Annotated in this window: 18 protein-coding genes; 2 read left to right on the top strand and 16 right to left on the bottom strand. The window is 65.6% G+C overall.

What is annotated here, in order from left to right; all coding sequences use genetic code 11:
• Nucleotides 1-161 precede the first annotated feature (161 nt).
• Nucleotides 162-1,244, top strand: a complete 1,083-nt coding sequence (locus JQK15_RS02075) for an acyltransferase family protein (RefSeq protein ID WP_214863122.1) — start codon at nucleotides 162-164, stop codon at nucleotides 1,242-1,244.
• A gap of 4 nt (nucleotides 1,245-1,248) precedes the next feature.
• On the opposite strand, the gene JQK15_RS02070 is transcribed toward JQK15_RS02075, so the two are convergent.
• From JQK15_RS02070 to JQK15_RS02020, 11 genes are all read right to left on the bottom strand, one after another.
• Nucleotides 1,249-2,253 carry an LLM class flavin-dependent oxidoreductase gene (locus JQK15_RS02070; protein WP_069336658.1) on the bottom strand — a complete coding sequence of 335 codons (1,005 nt, stop codon included), beginning with the start codon at nucleotides 2,251-2,253 and terminating at the stop codon, nucleotides 1,249-1,251.
• Nucleotides 2,254-2,298: 45 nt separating this feature from the next.
• A complete protein-coding gene (locus tag JQK15_RS02065; protein ID WP_010338559.1) occupies nucleotides 2,299-2,730 on the bottom strand; it encodes an Hpt domain-containing protein in 432 nt (143 codons plus the stop codon).
• Nucleotides 2,731-2,785: 55 nt separating this feature from the next.
• A complete protein-coding gene (locus JQK15_RS02060) occupies nucleotides 2,786-3,022 on the bottom strand; it encodes a sulfurtransferase TusA family protein (protein WP_097382319.1) in 237 nt (78 codons plus the stop codon).
• Complete coding sequence (der, locus tag JQK15_RS02055; RefSeq protein WP_010338561.1) at nucleotides 3,012-4,376, bottom strand: ribosome biogenesis GTPase Der; 1,365 nt, start codon at nucleotides 4,374-4,376, stop codon at nucleotides 3,012-3,014. The genes JQK15_RS02060 and der overlap by 11 nt, the downstream gene beginning before the upstream one ends.
• 32 nt (nucleotides 4,377-4,408) lie before the next feature.
• Entirely contained in the window at nucleotides 4,409-5,758 is a 1,350-nt protein-coding gene (locus JQK15_RS02050; RefSeq protein ID WP_037516361.1) for an outer membrane protein assembly factor BamB family protein, read from the bottom strand.
• An 8-nt stretch (nucleotides 5,759-5,766) separates the two neighbouring features.
• Entirely contained in the window at nucleotides 5,767-6,465 is a 699-nt protein-coding gene (locus tag JQK15_RS02045) for a tetratricopeptide repeat protein (RefSeq protein ID WP_004210734.1), read from the bottom strand.
• Between the two features lie 74 nt (nucleotides 6,466-6,539).
• Nucleotides 6,540-7,412: a 3-methyl-2-oxobutanoate hydroxymethyltransferase gene (gene panB / locus JQK15_RS02040; protein ID WP_004210735.1), complete on the bottom strand. Its 873-nt coding sequence runs from the start codon at nucleotides 7,410-7,412 to the stop codon at nucleotides 6,540-6,542.
• Nucleotides 7,413-7,514: 102 nt separating this feature from the next.
• Nucleotides 7,515-9,974, bottom strand: a complete 2,460-nt coding sequence (locus tag JQK15_RS02035) for a TonB-dependent receptor (protein ID WP_010338564.1) — start codon at nucleotides 9,972-9,974, stop codon at nucleotides 7,515-7,517.
• A 167-nt stretch (nucleotides 9,975-10,141) separates the two neighbouring features.
• Nucleotides 10,142-10,330: a YezD family protein gene (locus JQK15_RS02030; protein ID WP_004210739.1), complete on the bottom strand. Its 189-nt coding sequence runs from the start codon at nucleotides 10,328-10,330 to the stop codon at nucleotides 10,142-10,144.
• A 110-nt stretch (nucleotides 10,331-10,440) separates the two neighbouring features.
• Nucleotides 10,441-11,109, bottom strand: coding sequence for an RBBP9/YdeN family alpha/beta hydrolase (locus tag JQK15_RS02025; protein ID WP_010338566.1), 669 nt, complete (start codon nucleotides 11,107-11,109; stop codon nucleotides 10,441-10,443).
• 173 nt (nucleotides 11,110-11,282) lie between these two features.
• Nucleotides 11,283-11,648, bottom strand: a complete 366-nt coding sequence (locus tag JQK15_RS02020; protein ID WP_037511472.1) for a PRC-barrel domain-containing protein — start codon at nucleotides 11,646-11,648, stop codon at nucleotides 11,283-11,285.
• Between the two features lie 86 nt (nucleotides 11,649-11,734).
• Here JQK15_RS02020 and JQK15_RS02015 point away from each other — a divergent pair, with 86 nt between their 5' ends.
• Entirely contained in the window at nucleotides 11,735-12,166 is a 432-nt protein-coding gene (locus JQK15_RS02015; RefSeq protein ID WP_004210744.1) for an OsmC family protein, read from the top strand.
• Here the strand turns inward: JQK15_RS02015 and JQK15_RS02010 are convergent.
• The 5 genes from JQK15_RS02010 to JQK15_RS01990 form a co-directional block, all read right to left on the bottom strand.
• The gene (locus JQK15_RS02010; RefSeq protein ID WP_169859969.1) at nucleotides 12,163-13,068 is read right to left on the bottom strand and encodes a DMT family transporter; all 906 of its coding nucleotides are present in this window, start codon (nucleotides 13,066-13,068) and stop codon (nucleotides 12,163-12,165) included. The two genes, JQK15_RS02015 and JQK15_RS02010, sit on opposite strands and share 4 nt — an antisense overlap.
• A 53-nt stretch (nucleotides 13,069-13,121) precedes the next feature.
• Nucleotides 13,122-13,928, bottom strand: coding sequence for a class I SAM-dependent methyltransferase (locus JQK15_RS02005; RefSeq protein ID WP_214863120.1), 807 nt, complete (start codon nucleotides 13,926-13,928; stop codon nucleotides 13,122-13,124).
• An 87-nt stretch (nucleotides 13,929-14,015) separates the two neighbouring features.
• Complete coding sequence (locus tag JQK15_RS02000) at nucleotides 14,016-14,741, bottom strand: anti-sigma factor family protein (RefSeq protein ID WP_017500511.1); 726 nt, start codon at nucleotides 14,739-14,741, stop codon at nucleotides 14,016-14,018.
• Nucleotides 14,734-15,261 (bottom strand): sigma-70 family RNA polymerase sigma factor, encoded by a 528-nt coding sequence (locus JQK15_RS01995; RefSeq protein ID WP_037516480.1) that lies wholly within the window; start codon nucleotides 15,259-15,261, stop codon nucleotides 14,734-14,736. The genes JQK15_RS02000 and JQK15_RS01995 overlap by 8 nt, the downstream gene beginning before the upstream one ends.
• A 5-nt stretch (nucleotides 15,262-15,266) precedes the next feature.
• Nucleotides 15,267-16,490 carry a glycosyltransferase family 4 protein gene (locus JQK15_RS01990; RefSeq protein WP_214863118.1) on the bottom strand — a complete coding sequence of 408 codons (1,224 nt, stop codon included), beginning with the start codon at nucleotides 16,488-16,490 and terminating at the stop codon, nucleotides 15,267-15,269.
• Between the last annotated feature and the right edge of the window lie 9 nt (nucleotides 16,491-16,499).

Below are 16,499 nucleotides of genomic sequence, written 5' to 3'. Positions count from 1 at the left end.
ATTACCCACGGGCCGAAATGCCCATTGCGGAACGGCCCGTGGAGCGCGGAAATCCGCGCTGATGCGTCCCATGATCCCGCTTCCGGCTCGCTCCGTCGCGCAGCAGGGGGAACAGGAGCGGGTTTCGGGCATTGGAAACCTGCCACAATCAGGATTTTTGCTTGCCCGATATCGTCTTGGCCAATGCGACCCGCCGTTCCGACGCGATCGCGATTGCGCGTGTGATCTGCATTCTGGGTGTCGTCTATGTCCATGCCTGGACCGGACGGAACGGCCAGGATCTGGAATTGCTGCGTGGCTCCCCGCAGGAAGGGCTCCGCTGGGTGCTGATGGAGATTTTCGGCCGTAGCGCGGTGCCGCTGCTGGGCCTGATCTCCGGCTGGCTGGTCGGCGGGTCGGCGCGCACGCGGAACTGGTTCGATCATGTCGGGCGCAAGGCGCGGACGATCCTGCTGCCGATGCTGTTGTGGAATGCGGTGGCGATCCTGCTGGTGTCGGGCGCGGCCTGGCTGCTGGGCCTGTCGGCGCCGGTGCCGCAGTCGGGCGGCTGGATCGCCGAGGAATTGTTCATCATCAACCGCAATCCGGACATCAATGTCCAGATGCCGTTCCTGCGCGACCTGTTCCTGTGCATGGTCGCCGCGCCCTTGCTGGTGCGGTTGCCCAACTGGATGCTGATGGCAGTCGCGCTGGCGGCGCTGTCGTGCCAGATTGCGGGGCTGGGGCCGCCGGTGTTGATGCGCCCGTCGATCCTCTTCTTCTTCACCATCGGCATATTGGCCCGGCGCGAGGGCTGGGCGGACCGGGCCGCGGCGGTGCCGATGCTGGCAGCTTCATTGCCCTTCGGCCTGCTGATGGGCGCGCAACTCTATGTCTCGCTCGAGGGCGGGGCGGGGCTGGCGCCGCTGGCCTTGGCGAGCCTCGACATGGCGGTGCGCATGGCGGCATCGCTCTGCTTCTGGCGGTTGGCCTGGGCACTGGCGGAAAGCCCGGCGCGCGGCCTGCTGATGCGGGTCGAACCCTATGCCTTCTTCCTCTTCTGTGCCCATCTGATCCTGATCTGGCTGGGCGGGCCGTTACTGGGGCAATTGTTCGGTCCGCTCGGATCGCCGCTCTATCCGCTCTATCTGATCGCCCAGCCCTTCCTGGTGCTGGCGGTGGTGATCCTGATCGGCAACCTGATGCAGCGCCTGTCGCCGACCATGGCCGGGCTGATGAGTGGCGGCCGGCTGGCCGCCACCTGAGGCATCAGGCCAGTTCGCGGGCGCCGATCGCCTGTGCCGCTGCCATGGCGATCTCATAGCTGCGCTTGCGTGCCGCCGGATCGAAGATCTGGGCGGCGATGATCACCTCATCCACGCCGGTGCGATCGATGAAGGCGGCCAGGTCGCGCTCGACATCTGCCTGGGTGCCGATGCTGGAGGCGCTCAGGACATCGGACAGCATGGCGCGGGCCTGCATCGGCAGGCTGTCATAATAGCCTGCCAGCGGCGGTTGCAGCTTGCCGGGCTGGCCGGTGCGCAGCCGCACGAAGGCCTGCTGCATCGAACTGGCGACCAGTTCGGCCTCCGCCGCACTGTCGGCCGCGAAGACATTATAGCCGGCCATGGCATAGGGGCGGTCAAGCTGGGCCGAAGGGCGGAAGTCGCGGCGATAGATGGCCAGCGCCTCGTCCAGCGCGGCCGGGGCGAAATGGGAGGCAAAGGCGTAGGGCAGGCCGAGCGCGGCCGCCAGTTGCGCGCCGTAGAGGCTGGAGCCGAGAATCCAGAGCGGCACATTGGCGCCTTCGCCCGGCGTGGCCTGAATGCCCAGCCGATCGTCGCCGGCGAAATAGGCCTGGAGTTCGAGCACGTCGCGAGGGAACTGGTCGGCCCCGCCGCTGAGGCTGCGGCGGATGGCTTGCGACACTTTCTGGTCTGAACCGGGCGCGCGGCCCAGGCCCAGGTCGATGCGGCCGGGGAACAGCGCGTCGAGCGTGCCGAACTGTTCGGCAATCAGCAGCGGCGCGTGGTTGGGCAGCATGATGCCGCCAGCGCCGATGCGGATGGACGATGTCGCCTGGCCGATATGGGCGAGCACGACGGCCGTGGCGGCCGATGCGATGCCGGGCATGCCATGATGTTCGGCCACCCAGAGGCGGTGATAGCCCAATGCTTCGACATGGGCGGCCAGATCGGCAGCGTCGGCAAGGGCGGCGGACACGTCGCTGCCTTCGCGGACAGGAACGAGATCAAGGACGGAGAAGCGGGTCATGGCCGCCATATGGGGCCATGGTCAGTTTTATTTCAATACCGAATATCAGCCGGCGCGACCAAAGCCCTGTGGTTCGACGCGGCGGCCGAAGGTGGGACGGCGCGCGACCAGCGGATTGGCGTCGCGATCGAGCAGGGCCATGGTCTCGGTAAAGCAGGGGCGCAGCGCCACCACGGTCTCGATCAATTCGTCCGGGCTCTCGCGAAATTCGACGCAGCGGCGTGCGACCATTTCGATCTCCTCGGCCATGGCACTGAGCCGATGGGCGCCGAACTGGGCTGATTCGCCCTTCAGCGTATGGGCCGGACGGACGAGGGAGACGGCATCGCGATCGCGAAAGGCCTGCTCGATGCTGCCGATCGCCTTTTCGCCATCTTCGCGGAAATAGCCCAGAATGCGCATGAAAGCCGTACCCAGCTCCGTGCGGGTCCGGGCAAAATCGTTCCAGTCCACCAGTTCGGTAGCGTGTTCGGGCACCTGCGCACTCCTTTCCTGACGCTCGCGAGATTAGCCGGCGGGCGTAAACAGCCGGTTAAGCCGGCACCTTGCTGAGTGCGAAACGCTGCGGGGAAAGGGCGGAAAATTGCCATCCATGCTGCTGCGCCAGCGCTGCCAACTCGCGCGGAGCGATAGCGTCATCGGCATCGATCGTCACATGATCTGCGTCACGCATCGCTCGGGCGGCGCGCAGGACGGGCCAGGGACATTTCATGCCCCTGGCGTCGACATGAAAGGGGGCGGCCTCAGGGCCGCCCGCCTCATTTGGCATAGGGGTTTTTGGCGCTGCGCAGCGTCAGGCGCACCGGCACGGCGCCGAAGCCCAGTTCCTTGCGGATCCCGTTCACCAGATAGCGGCGATAGCTTTCGGGCAGTTCGTCAAGCCGCGTGCCGAACAGCACGAACGTCGGCGGGCGCGTCTTGTTCTGGGTGATGTAGCGCAGCTTGATCCGCTTGCCGCCCGGTGCCGGCGGCGGGTTGGCCTCCAGCGCGGCTTCGAACCAGCGGTTGAGCACGCCGGTCGAAATACGCTGCGACCAGGCGGTGCGGGTTTCGAACGCGACCTTGATCAGGTCATCGAGCCCCTTTCCGGTGGCGGCCGACACGGTCATGATCGGCACGCCGCGGACCTGCGCCAGGCCGTCGAACAGCGCCTGCTTGATGCCCTGATAGAGGGCCGAGCCATGTTCCACCGTATCCCATTTGTTGAGGGCGACGATGAGGGCGCGGCCTTCCTCCAGCACCTTGTCGGCGATGCGCAGATCCTGCGCTTCAAGCCCGCGGGTGGCGTCGAGCAGCAGCACCACGACTTCGGCGAAGTTCACGGCGTTCAGGCCATCGGAAACGGCCAGCTTTTCCAGCTTGTCCTGCACCTTGGCGCGCTTGCGCATGCCGGCGGTGTCGATCAGGCGGACGGGGCGTTCCTCGCCCTCATAGCTGGTCCACATCCAGTCGACGGCGATGCTGTCGCGGGTGATGCCGGCTTCCGGTCCGGTCAGCAGGCGATTTTCGCCGAGCAGCCGATTGATGAGGGTCGACTTGCCGGCATTGGGGCGGCCAACGATGGCGAGCTTGAGCGGCGCGCTCTCCTCGTCCTCGTAAAATTCCTTCTCATGCTCCTCGCCATCCTCGCGCTCGAGATAGGGGAGCAGTGCCTGGAACAGGTCGGCCAGACCCTGGCCATGTTCGGCGGAGAAGGGGATAGGTTCGCCCAGACCCAGTATGAAGGCTTCCATGACGCCGGCTTCGGTCGCCTTGCCCTCGGCCTTGTTGGCGACCAGGATAACCGGGGCGTCGCCTTCGCGCAGCCAGCGGGCGATTTCCTCGTCCAGCGGGGTGATGCCGGCGCGGGCATCGACCATGAACAGGGCGACGTCGCAATTTTCGACCGCGGCCTGGGTCTGCATGCGCATGCGGCCGGGCAGGCTGTGGGGATCCTCATCCTCATAGCCGGCGGTGTCGATGATGGTGAAGTCGAGGCCCAGAAGATGAGCCTCGCCCTCGCGCCGGTCGCGGGTGACGCCGGGCTGGTCATCGACCAGCGCCAGCTTCTTGCCGACCAGGCGGTTGAAAAGGGTGGACTTGCCCACATTGGGCCGCCCGACAATGGCAACTGTGGGCAGCATGATGTGGGCCCGTTTCCTTTCTATCGCTGCCCTTAACGCAGCGCCGTCAGCTTGCCGTCATCGGCAAGGATGTAGAGCATGTTGTTGGCGACCACCGGCGAGAGCGACATGGACTTGTTCATGTCCACTGCCTGCTGGATGGTGCCGGTCGCCGGATCGACATAGTTCAGATCACCATGGGTCGATACCAGAATCAGGCGGCCACCGGCAAGGACCGGGCCGGTCCAGCGGATCGCCTTGTCCTTCTTCTTTTCCTTCTGCCAGCGGCGCAGCTGGCTGATCCAGCGGATCTTGCCGGTCGCGCGGGCGACACAGAGCAGCTTGGCATCGCTGGTGACGGCAAACACCCACTCACCTGCGATCCAGGGGGTGGAGATGCCGGCGATGTTGATCTCCCACAGGCGCTGGCCGCTGGTGAGTTCGTAGGAGGCCATGCGACCGCCCTGGCCGATCGCGAAGACGCGGCCGCGGTCGATCACCGGATCGGCGTCGATGTCGGTCAGCGAGGCGACGGCGGTGGAGATGCTGGTGCGCGATAGCGCATCGCCCCACAGGGTGCGGCCATTTTCATAGCGATAGGCGTTGATCTCGCCCGAGCTATAGCCTGCGATCACCGTGCCCTGCGCAGCGGCCGGAGCGGCCACGCCGAAAATGCCGGTCACCTGCAGCGTGCCGCTGTCGGTCCACTGGGTGGCGCCGTCGCTCTGGTTGAGGGCGAAGATCTGGTTGTCCTGGCCCATCACATAGACATGGCCATTTTCCAGCGTCGGGGCGCCGCGCAGCGGGCCGCCGGGATGGACCTTCCACCCGATCGAGCCATCGGCCACGTTCATCGACACGACGTCGCCGACGCCGGTGCTGGCGAACAGCTTGTCGCCCAGGACGCTGACGCCGCCGCCGAACAGGGCGCGACCATTGCCCTCGGCCGGAAGGCTGGTCTGCCACAGCTTCTGGCCGGTGTTGGCATCCATCGCGATGACATGGGCGCCGGCGTCGATCACGAACAGCTTGCCGCCGGACACGACGGGCGCGGAGGCCAGGCGCGCCTGGGGCGTGCTGCCTTCGATCGATGCGGTCCAGGCCTGCTGCGGCGATGCGCCCAGCGCCAGATGGCCCATCGCCTTGGACGGATCGCCGCCCGGCTGCGACCATTGGTCATTGGCGTAGGATTCGGGCAGGGTGACGGGCACGTCGGCCAGGGTCGGATCGACTTCGATCCCCTGTTCGTTCGACAGGATCGAGGTGCGGTTGCCGACCACCGGGGTCTTGGGGCCGCCCTTCTTGCCGCCGACCACGCCGCAGCCCGCCAGCATCGCAACCAGGGCGACGGTGGTCAGGGTACGGCCCATCGGACCGAATTTCGTGATGCTGTGCTTAGCCATGCGCTTGCTTATCCCTGTACCGGTTCGGCGGGCGTTTCGACCGCATCAATTCCCAATAGCCCCGCCATCTGTCGCGCACGTGAACGGATCGACTGGGGCACATTCTCATCCTTGGCCATGGCTGCGAACATCGGGCCGGCCAGTTCGGGCTTGCGCATCTTCATATAGGCGATGGCAACCAATTCGCCGGCGCTGCCGAACCAGGGCGCACCCTCGACGGCGAGGGGCTTGAGGCGGTCGACCACCTGCTGCGGCTTGAGCGCATCGAATTCGATCGTTGTCTGACGGATCAGGGCCAGGTCGCGATAGGGCTGGTCGAGCGAGCTGTCCGCCGCCATTGCCTTATAGGCTTCGATCGCGGCCTTGTTGTCGCCCTTGCGCGCGGCAAGGCCGGCCTTCACCAGCAGGGCGGAGGCGCGATAGCCGGGCTGGCTGGCCTTGGCCAGCGCATCGACATCCTTGGCATCGGGCGTGCCACCACCGACCGCCGTCGCCAGCATCTTGTCCATCTGTTCGGACACGGCTTCCGACTGGGTCTTGCTGTAATGCTGCCAGTAGAGCCAGCCGCCAAAGGCGGCGAGGCCGACGATCAGCAGGACGGCCAGGGCGCGGCCATAACGCTGCCAGAAGGTCAGGAGCTGGTCCTGGCGGACGGCGTCATCGACCTCCCGCATGAAGGCTTCGCTGTTTTGCGGCGTCAGGGCCACGGGAATCTCCGAAAAATGGTCATTAGGGGCAGCCGGAAGGCGGGATCATTAGCGGCGTGGCAGGGACTCGCAAATCACTTTTTCGGCCGATAGACCTGATCATCGCCCGGAAAGCTGCGATTGCGCACCTCCGCGGCATAGCTTTCCGCCGCCTGGCTGATCGTTTCGGCAAGGTTGGCGTAGCGTTTCACGAAGCGCGCGGTGCGTTCGAACATGCCCAGCATGTCCTCCGCCACCAGCACCTGGCCATCGCACCGGGCCGATGCGCCGATGCCGATCACGGGTATGTCGACGCTGGTGGTGATGATGTCGGCCAGTTCCTCCATCACCCCTTCGACCACCATGCCGAAGGCGCCTGCGGCGGCCACGGCCTTGGCGTCGCCCAGGATCTTGGCATGTTCCTCCTGGCTCTTGCCGCGCGCGCCATAGCCGCCCAGCGCATTCACCGCCTGCGGCGTCAGGCCGATATGGGCCATCACCGGGATGCCGCGCTGGGTCAGGAAGCGGATCGTCTCCGCCATCGCCTCGCCGCCTTCCAGCTTGACGCCGGCGCAGCCGGTTTCGGCCATGACGCGGCTGGCACTGGCAAAGGCCTGCTGCGGCGATGCCTCATAGGAGCCGAAGGGCATGTCGACCAGGACGACGCTGTGATAGCTGCCGCGTACCACGGCCGCGCCATGGGCGATCATCATGTCGAGCGTGACCGGCAGGGTGGAGGGCAGGCCATAGATGACCTGCGCCAGCGAATCGCCGACCAGCAACATGTCGCAATGCGGGTCGAGCAGTTGCGCCTGACGCGCGGTATAGGCGGTCAGCATTACCAGCGGCTCGTCGGTCTTGCCCTCGAACTTGCGACGCTGGATCTGGGGCACGGTCAGCCGCTTCATCGGCGCGGGCGTGGGATTGGCGCGGCTGGTCGCGGTGTCGAGCGTGAAGGTCGTGGACATGGGGCGCGGTCTAGCCCAGCGCGGGGCGGCGTGCAAATGCCGGACCGGCCGGCGCGGCATGATGCGCGCGCCGGCCGGCCGTCCTGTCCGTGTTCGATCGGATCAGAAGGAGAATTTGATCGTGCCGCCCCAGGTCTGCGGATCGCCGACCTGGCCGGCGATCAGGCCGGTATTGCCCGGTGCGACCTGAAGATTTTCGATATAGTTGACGTCGAAGGCGTTGCGCACCCAGCCGAACACATCGAAGCCTTCGCCGCGGAAGCCGGCGCGGACGTTGGTCAGGGCATAGCCCTTCACTTCGGTGTAGATGGATGGCGAGGCATTGCTGTTCCAGTGCGAACGATAATTGCCGTCGACGCCCAGATAGAGCTGCCCGTCCTTCGCCAGCAGCGTGACCGGAATGTTATATTCCGCGCCGTAGGAGAAGGCCCATTTCGACACGCCGGGCAGGTTCTGCCCCGAAATGTCGCACTGGCGCGGGCTGAGTGCGCCGGGGACGCCGGGCTGCGAATAATCCGGCGTGGCGCCCGACGGCTGATAGGTGCCGCCGGACAATTCGGGCGGGCAGGGCGCGTCGACGAACTTCTTGTACTTGGCGTCGGTGAAGGCGCCATTGGCATAAGCGGTGAAACGGTCGCTGGCGACGATCTTGAAATCCGCCTCGATCCCCTGCGAGCGGACCTTGCCGGCATTGGCGAGATAGCCGCGCACGGTGCCGAACTGGCCGCCATTCACGGTCGCCTGGAAATTCTTGATGTCGGTGCGGAAGGCGGTGAGGTTGAAGGTCGCCCGGCGATCCAGGAACTGGGTCTTGAGGCCGATTTCATAATGATTGACCGATTCCGGCTTCACCGTGCTGGCGTCGTAATTGACGGTGTTGTCGGCGTTGAGCGGCAGGCCATTCTGGTTGATGCCCAGCGTCTTGAAGCTCTTCGCATAGGTCGCATAGGCCAGCACGTCCGGCGCGATCTTGTAATTGACGTTGAAGTCGTAGGTGAAGTTCCAGGCGCTGTCGGACGGGGAACTGACCTGGGGCTGGTAAACGCCGCACTGCTGCGTCGTCCCCTTGATGGTGCCGGGCTCCGCAACCGTGGTGCAACTGATGGCCTGGCCCTGCGCATTGGTGACGACACGCTGGTAGAAACCGGACTTCTTGTCATAGTTCAGGCGCACGCCGGGCTGGATGGTCAGGGCGTCCGTGACCTTCCAGCTGAGCTGGCCGAACAGGGCGGCGCTGTCGGCCTTGAGCCATTGCGTGTTGCTGGCGGTCAGGCCCGCCAGAGTGGCCGGAATGTTGGCGGGGTTGTTCGGGTCGGTCGAGGGGGCAAGGCTCCACTGGGCCGCATCTTCGCCCTGCTGTTCGGTGCCCTGGGTGTCGATCCGCTGCTTGAAGCCGAACAGGCCGACGACGAAGTCGATGTCCTTGCTTTCGTAATTATAGCGGAATTCCTGGCTATACTGGTCCTGCTGCGAGGGGTTCTGCGACTTGGAGACGATCGACAGACCGGTGAAGTCGCGGTCATTTTCCGGCTTCCAGTCCCAGAAGCGCCAGGCGGTGACCGAGGTCAGCGTGCCGGGGCCGACATCCCATTTGATCTTGGCCGAAACGCCGCCGATCTTGTTGCCGGCATTGAGGTTGGAATCGAGGTCCGTCAGCCGGTCATAGGGGTTGCGGCTGGGCACGACATAGCCCTGGGCAGCGGCCAGTGCATCATATTGGCGATTGAGCGGACGCTGGGTCTTGCCGACGCGCACGAAGGTGGTGCCGCAGCATTCGGGATCCTGCTTGCTATAGTCGCCCGACAAGGTGAGGCTGAAATCCTCGGTCGGCTGGAACAGCAACTGGCCGCGAATGCCCAGATTATCCTGCTCGTTGATCCAACGCTGGCTGGTCACATTGTAGAGCGTGCCGCGGCGGCTTGTCGCGGCGACGGCGATGCGGGCGGCGATCGTGTCGGTCAGCGGGCCGGAAATGGCGGCCTTCGCCTGCTTGTAGTTCAGATTGCCGACCGTCAGTTCGGCGCGCCCCTCGAAGTCGAAGGTCGGCTGGTTGGTCGTGATGTTGATCGCGCCCGCCGTGGTGTTCTTGCCATAGAGCGTGCCCTGGGGGCCGCGCAGCACTTCCACCTGGTTGACGTCGAGAAAGTCGAAGGTCGCGGCGGCGACGCGGCTGTTATAGACATCGTCGACATAGATGCCGACGCCCTGTTCGAAGCCGTCGCTGGTGAGGCCGAACGGCACGCCAAGGCCGCGGATGTTGACCGAGGTGTTGCGTGGATTGGTGGTGTAGACCTGCAGCGTCGGCGCGAGCTGCTGCAGCTTCACGATGTTGAAGTTGCCGGTCGCCTCGATGCTGTCGCCCTTCACCACGGAAATGGCCAGGGGCACTTCCTGCGCGGTTTCCTGACGGCGGCGGGCGGTGACGACGATCACGTCGCCGCGCGGGCTGCTGGCCTGCTGATCATCGGCGGCAGCGGGTTGGGCGGCTTCGGCCGCAAAGGCGGCAGGCGTGACAAATGACGCGCTCGCCACGCTGGCGAGCAACAGAAAACGCGCAATCATGTTCTTCCCCTTGGTTCCGGAGGTCCGGTGAGTTTTGATCGCGGCGTTTCCGGTGGTCCGGTCAAAGCCGTGCTGGGGTCGTTTCTGGTGATGCGGCGTCCCCAGTGCCGCATCGGCATGCCATCCCCGACATGCCCTGATCTATGCGCTTGCCCTCCCTTGATCGGTCAGGCGGTCAGGCGCGTCTTTTCGGTGACGTCGATCTGCACGACGCGGGCGTCGTGGACGGTCAATGTGATGGAGCCGAAGCGCAGCCCTTCCAGCACGTCGCGCACCTTGTCGATGCTGGCGATGATGTCGGGGCGCTGGCCTTCGGCGCGGCTGTGGCGAAGTTCGATGGTTCTATGTTCGGTCATGTTCATCCCTCTGGCCGCGTTTTAACTCAACTACATTGGTAGACAAAAAAGCAAATATAAGGGGCGCGCAAGATTCTCTTGTCGCGCCCCGGCGATGTCTGGGGCCGATATCAGCTGGTCATGCGCAGCCCGTCGGATGGGCGATCAAGCCGCGCCATCGGCATGGCCGGGCGCATCTGGCGCACGGCGGAAGCCTGTTCCTGCGCATTGTCGATCAGCCGTTCCAGCAGCGCCTGGCCAAAACCCCAGGCGCCCAGCCCCGAATCCGCGTTGATATGGCCGCTATGGCCGGCATCGACGAACTGGCTGCCCCAATTCTTGCCGATGCTGTGGGCGCGTTCGAAGAAGATATAGGGGTCGTTGCGACTGGCGACGAGGATCGACGGGAAGGGCAGCGGGGTGCGCGGCGTAGGGCCGAATCCGCCGATCGTTTCGGGCGTCTCCATCCGGTCGCAATCGGGCGGCGCCACCAGCAGCGCGCCGGTCACCGGCCAGCCATAGGCCTGGCTTTGCAGGGCGCCCCACCAGGCGACGGCCAGGCAGCCCAGGCTGTGCGCCGCCAGGATGACCGGCCCATCAGCCTGACGAATGGCCGCGTCGAGCCGCGTGACCCAGGCATTGCGATTGGGGCTGGCCCAGCTGCCCAGGTCGACGCGCTGGCAATCGCCGCGTCCGCTGTCCCACAATGTCTGCCAATGATCCGGGCCGCTGTTGTTGAGGCCGGGGATGGTCAGCACGACCGGTTGGCGCGCGTCACCCGAATGTCCGAATCGCTCCATTATCCTTATCCTCGTCCTATATTCTGAGCCTCCCAAATAATACTATTCATCTGGTAGACAATGGGCGAGCGCCGAAATGTGTCAGAATCTGGGCAACCTGAATGGCAGATAAACGGGCGCGTCGACCCCATGGCCGCGCGCCCGCATCAAGGCCCTGAACGGGCAGGGAAAAGCTACCAGGGGTAGATCAGCCCATAATATTGGTAGACGTTGCGGCCATAGGCATCGTCGAAGGCCGGCCGGTCCTCGTCCAGATAGTGGGGCGCCTGTTCCAGCACCTCCTTGGCCAGTTCGATCACATAGCCGCCCTTGTCCGTATCATAGGCCAGCATCGACCAGGGCAGGGGATAATGTTCATTGCCCATGCCCAGGAAACCGCCGAAGGACAGCAGCGCATAGCGCACATGGCCGCTGCGCTTGTCGACCATGAAATGGGAAATCTTGCCAAGCCTGTCGCCCTGGCGGTTGTAGACGGCGGTGCCCTCGACCCGGTCGGACGCGATCAGGTCATGGCGATGCGCGCTCATCATCTCGGCCATTGTCACTCTCCTGCAAAAACATTCTATTCTGATGCAACCATGGGGAACCGCTGGGGTTCCTCCGCTTCACAGCAAGGAGCATCGGCATGAAGATCAATCGCAGCGGTTCGGCGGCCTGGAGCGGCGGCCTGAAGGACGGCAAGGGCACGATCTCGACCCAGAGCGGCGCGCTCGACGCCTATCCCTATGGCTTCGCGACCCGGTTCGAGGGCATGCCGGGCAGCAATCCGGAAGAACTGATCGCGGCGGCCCATGCCTCCTGCTTCACCATGGCATTGTCGCTGATCCTGGGCGAAGCCGGACTGACGGCGGAAAAGATGGAAACGAGCGCGGTCGTCACTCTGGAGCAGCAGGAGGGCGGCTTTGCCATCACCGCGAGCAAGCTGACGCTGAAGGCGAAGATACCCGGTGCCGACGATGGGACTTTCCAGGAACTGGCGGCGAAGGCGAAGGCCGGGTGCCCGGTATCGAAACTGCTGAAGGCCGATATCAGCCTGGACGCGGAACTGCTGGCCTAGGCCGTCGCGATACGCCTGGCGTGGCGATGTTCACGCCAGGCGATATAGAGGCCGCTGGCGATGATCAGCGCGGCGCCGACCCAGGTCGTCCACATCGGCCAGTCGCCCCAGATCGCCCAGCCCAGCAGCGTGGTCCACAGGATCGAACTATAATCCATCGGCAATACCACCGACACCGGCGCCCAGCGCAGCGCGGCGGTGAGGCAAAGCTGCGCGATGCCGCCGAACAGGCCGATCATCAGCAACAGGCCCCAGGTCTGCGCGTCATGCGGCTGGCCATAGAAGAGCATGCCGATGCCGAGCGGTGGGACTGACAGGGCAGTGAACCAGAAGACGACGACGCCCGCGCTCTCGGTGCGGCCCAGTTCCCGCAGCACCAGGCTGACGCTGGCCGTCACCAGCGCGGCGGTGATGGCGACGGCAACGCCCATCGGCGGAAAATGGCCGCCTTCGGGCCGGACCATGATGAGGACGCCCAGAAAGCCGATCAGGACCGCAGCCCAGCGATGGATGCCGGTGGGTTCGCGCAGGATCAGCGCCGACAGGATCGTGCCGAAGATCGGCATGGTGAAGCCGATCGTTGTCGCCTCGGCCGGCGGCAACAGGATGTAGGACAAGAAGTTGAGCGCCATGCCGGTGAGGCCGATGACCATGCGGGTCGCATGGACACTGATCCGCCGGGTGCGGATGGCGCCGATGCCGCTGCTCATCGCCAGCCAGGCGAAGACCACGGGCAGGGCAAGCGCCTGACGGTAGAAGAGGGTTTCGACCAGATGGACGCCATGGGCGTCGGCAACCCGGCCGGTCACGAACATCACCGCCAGACAGATGACCGCGACCAGGCGCAGGCCGATGGCGAAGAGCGGGCGATGCGGGCGGGACGGGGCGGCGGCGCTGGACACGCCGCTTCCTTAACCCGGTTACGCGATGGCGCAACCGGGCTGGGTCGGGTTTCTTACTTGAGCGGCTTGCGGAATTTCAGCGTCATGCGGTCGCTTTCGCCGATCGCAACATACTTCGCCCTGTCAACTTCGCCGTTACGCAGCGTGGGCGGCAGGGTCCAGACGCCCTTTTCCCAGTCGGCCGTGTCCTTGGGATTGGCGTTCACTTCCGATGCGCCGACATATTCGAAGCCCGCGCCTTCCGCGATGCGGCGGATGGTCGAGACCTTGAGATAGCCGCTGCTCTTTTCCAGCGCCGTGTCGCGATCCTCGGGCAGGCGATGGTCGACGATGCCCAGCGTGCCGCCGGGCTTGAGCATGGCGAAAAAGGCCTTGAAGGTCGCATCCTCGCTGCCGCCCATGACCATGTTGTGGACATTACGGAAGGTCAGCACGGTGTCGACGCTGTTGGCCGGGATGCTGGCGGCTTCCTCGGGATAGGCGACCAGCTTCACCTTGTCATAGGCCTGCGGCTTTTCGGCCAGGAACTTCTTGTAGCCGTCAAGATAGCGGCCGGTCGGCTGCAGCGCGTAGAAGCTGCCCTTGTCGCGCAGCAGCGGCGCCAGGATTTCCGTGTACCAGCCGCCGCTTGGCGCCCATTCCACCACCGTCTGGGTCGGCGTCACGCCAAAGAAGGCGAGTGTTTCCTGCGGGTGGCGATATTTGTCGCGGGCGACATTGGCCGGGGTGCGGCTGGACGCGCCGATGGCGGCTACCACCGGATCGGCGCCATGGCCGGCATGCTGGGCGACGGCCGCGCCCAGCGGCAGGAGGGCAAGGGCAGCGGCAAGCGCGATCGATCGGCGGGGAAAAGCGGACATGGGCAACCTCTCAACGGATCTGGAGCGCAGGGTGTGCCGTGCCCGCATCCCACTGGCAAGGAAATCCAGTGCTTATGGACCGGTTGGTCAGGACCAGCTGCCCGCGATCGACTCCGCCGTGGCGTCGATCGCGGCCGGTTCATCCTCGCCGGTCAGCGCATAGGACATGTCGCCGCGCCGCCAATAGGCCACCGACTGGGCGCCCTCGCGTACCGAATCCGGCCGCTCTGGGGCGTCGGTGCGCCGGTGCATGGCATAGATGGACAGGTCGCGCCCTTCGGGCGTGCGCAGCGCGATCAGCAGCGCGGGCGTGCGTTCACCGGGGAAGAGCTGGACATCGGTCACGCGCCAGTCGGCGGGCAGGCCGGGAATGTCGATATGGGTGCTGGCCAATATCTCGCGCGGGTCGAAGCTGGGTGATTCGATCTGCCCCTGCATCCGGGCGCGGATCATGGCGACGCGGTGGGAGGTTGCGGCATCGACCACATAGGCGGGCGGCCCGTCGCGTACCATGAGAAGGGCAACGAAGCTTGCCGCCAGCAGGGCAAGGCCGCCGCCGGCGCCGATCGCAAAGCGACGATGGCGCGCGGCCGGCGGGTGGAGCGCGCTCACCTGTGCCGCCATGGTTTCGGGCAGGGGCGCGCGGTCCTGCGCCAACAGGCGCAGCCCGGTGCGGGCGCTGAGGTCGCCCATCACCTGCGCGGCGAGGTCGGGCCGGCGCGACAGGCGGGTTTCCACCGCAAAGCGCCGGCCAGGATCGAGCTGGCCGTCGACATAGGCCATCAGTTCGATCTCCGAAGGATCCTCACTCATCCTGTCCTCCCACGATGCGCAGCCGATCGCGCGGCTGCCTGTCCCTGTCCTGTCGCAATGTCGCCCGCGCACGGGCAAGGCGCGACATCACCGTGCCGACCGCTATGCCCAGAAGGTCGGCGCTTTCCTGATAGCTCAGCCCTTCGACGACGGTCAGGTGCATGACGGCGCGCTGATGGTCGGGCAGGTCGGCAAAGGCGCGGGCGACCTGCATCAGGTCGGCGCGCACCTCCTGGTCGGGATCGGCATGATCGACCTGGATCTGGGCAAAGGCCATATTGCGACGCGTTTCCGCCGCCTCGCGCCGCTTCGCCGAGATGAACACATTGTGGACGATGGCCAGCAGCCAGCGGCGGCGGCTGCGATCGGGCTGGAACTGGTCGCGCCGTTCGATCGCGCGCATCACGGCGTCCTGCACCACATCGTCGGCGACGACATGGTCGCGCGACAGGGCGCGGGCATAGCGGCGCATGGCGCGCAGGTCCGCCTCCATTTCCATGTCCGTCCGCTTGCCCGTCATCCACATCATTCCATTGGGGCGCCCGCCAGTTCGCGATAGACGCGCGCCACCGAATCCAGGACATGGTCCCAGCGATAGTCGCCCGCCGTCGCCTCCGCCGCGCGGCCAAGCCGCCGCCTTAGGCCGGTGTCGCGGACGAGGGAAGCCAGGTCGCCGGCATAGGAGCCAACGTCGCCCGGCGGGACCAGCAGTCCGTTGACGCCATTATCGATCAGCGCGGAAGCGCTGGGGACGTCGGCCGACAGCACGGCAAGGCCGCTGGCCATTGCCTCCAGATTGACGTTGCCAAACGCCTCCGTGACGCTGGGATTGACCAATATGTCGGCGCTGGCGACCAGCGCGCCGAGACGTGCCCCTTCGACATGGCCGGCAAAGCTGGCATTGGGCAGATGGCGGGCGAGGGCATCGCGTGCCGGGCCATCGCCCAGGATCAGGGGGCGCAGCGACAGGCCGTTGGCGCGCGCCGCCATGATGGCGTCGGCAAAGATATCGAGTCCCTTTTCCCGGACCAGCCGGCCGAAGAAGAGCGGCACGACATCGTCGGGCGCATAGCCAAGCTGGGCGCGCAGGCTTTCATCTCGCATCGCCGGATGAAAGACGGATCGATCGACGCCCCGGCTCCAGAGGGTAATGCGCTCGGCGCCATGGATTGCGGCGAGGTCCGCGGCGATCGGCGGGGTCGGGGCGAGGATGCGGTCGCAGTCGCCATAGAAGCGATCGAGATAGGCCTCGACCTTCGGGCGCAGGAAGGCGAGGCGATAATAAGCAAGATAGGTCTCGAACCGGGTGTGCAGGCTGGCGACGGTTGGTACGGCGTTGCGCCGCGCCCAGTTCAGCGCCTGCCGGCCGAGCAGGTCGGGTGCGGACAGATGCACGATGTCAGGCTGGAACGCCTCCAGATCGGCGCGGGCGGCACGGGTCAGGCCGATCGCGAGCCGATATTCCGGGCGACCGGGAATGCAGAGCGAGCGCACCGATCGGACATCGCCGGCCGAGGTGAAGGCCGGCGTCGGCGCGGTCGGCGAATAGATGCGCACCTCTGCCTGATGCTCGTCCAGCATATGCCGGACCAGGCGGTTGAGTGCCCGGTTCGCGCCATCGCGCACGCAATCATAATTGCCCGAAAACAGCGCGATCTTCAGCGGCCGGGATGATGTCGGCGCCGTGGCGACCGGCAGGGCGGCATGAATATGGGCGCGAAGGGAAGAGAGCGGGGAATGCAGCGTCATGCCCCGCTT

This window comes from Sphingobium sp. BHU LFT2, assembly GCF_018604485.1.
Lineage (GTDB): Bacteria > Pseudomonadota > Alphaproteobacteria > Sphingomonadales > Sphingomonadaceae > Sphingobium > Sphingobium yanoikuyae_A.
This window is presented reverse-complemented; position numbering and strand designations above follow the sequence as displayed.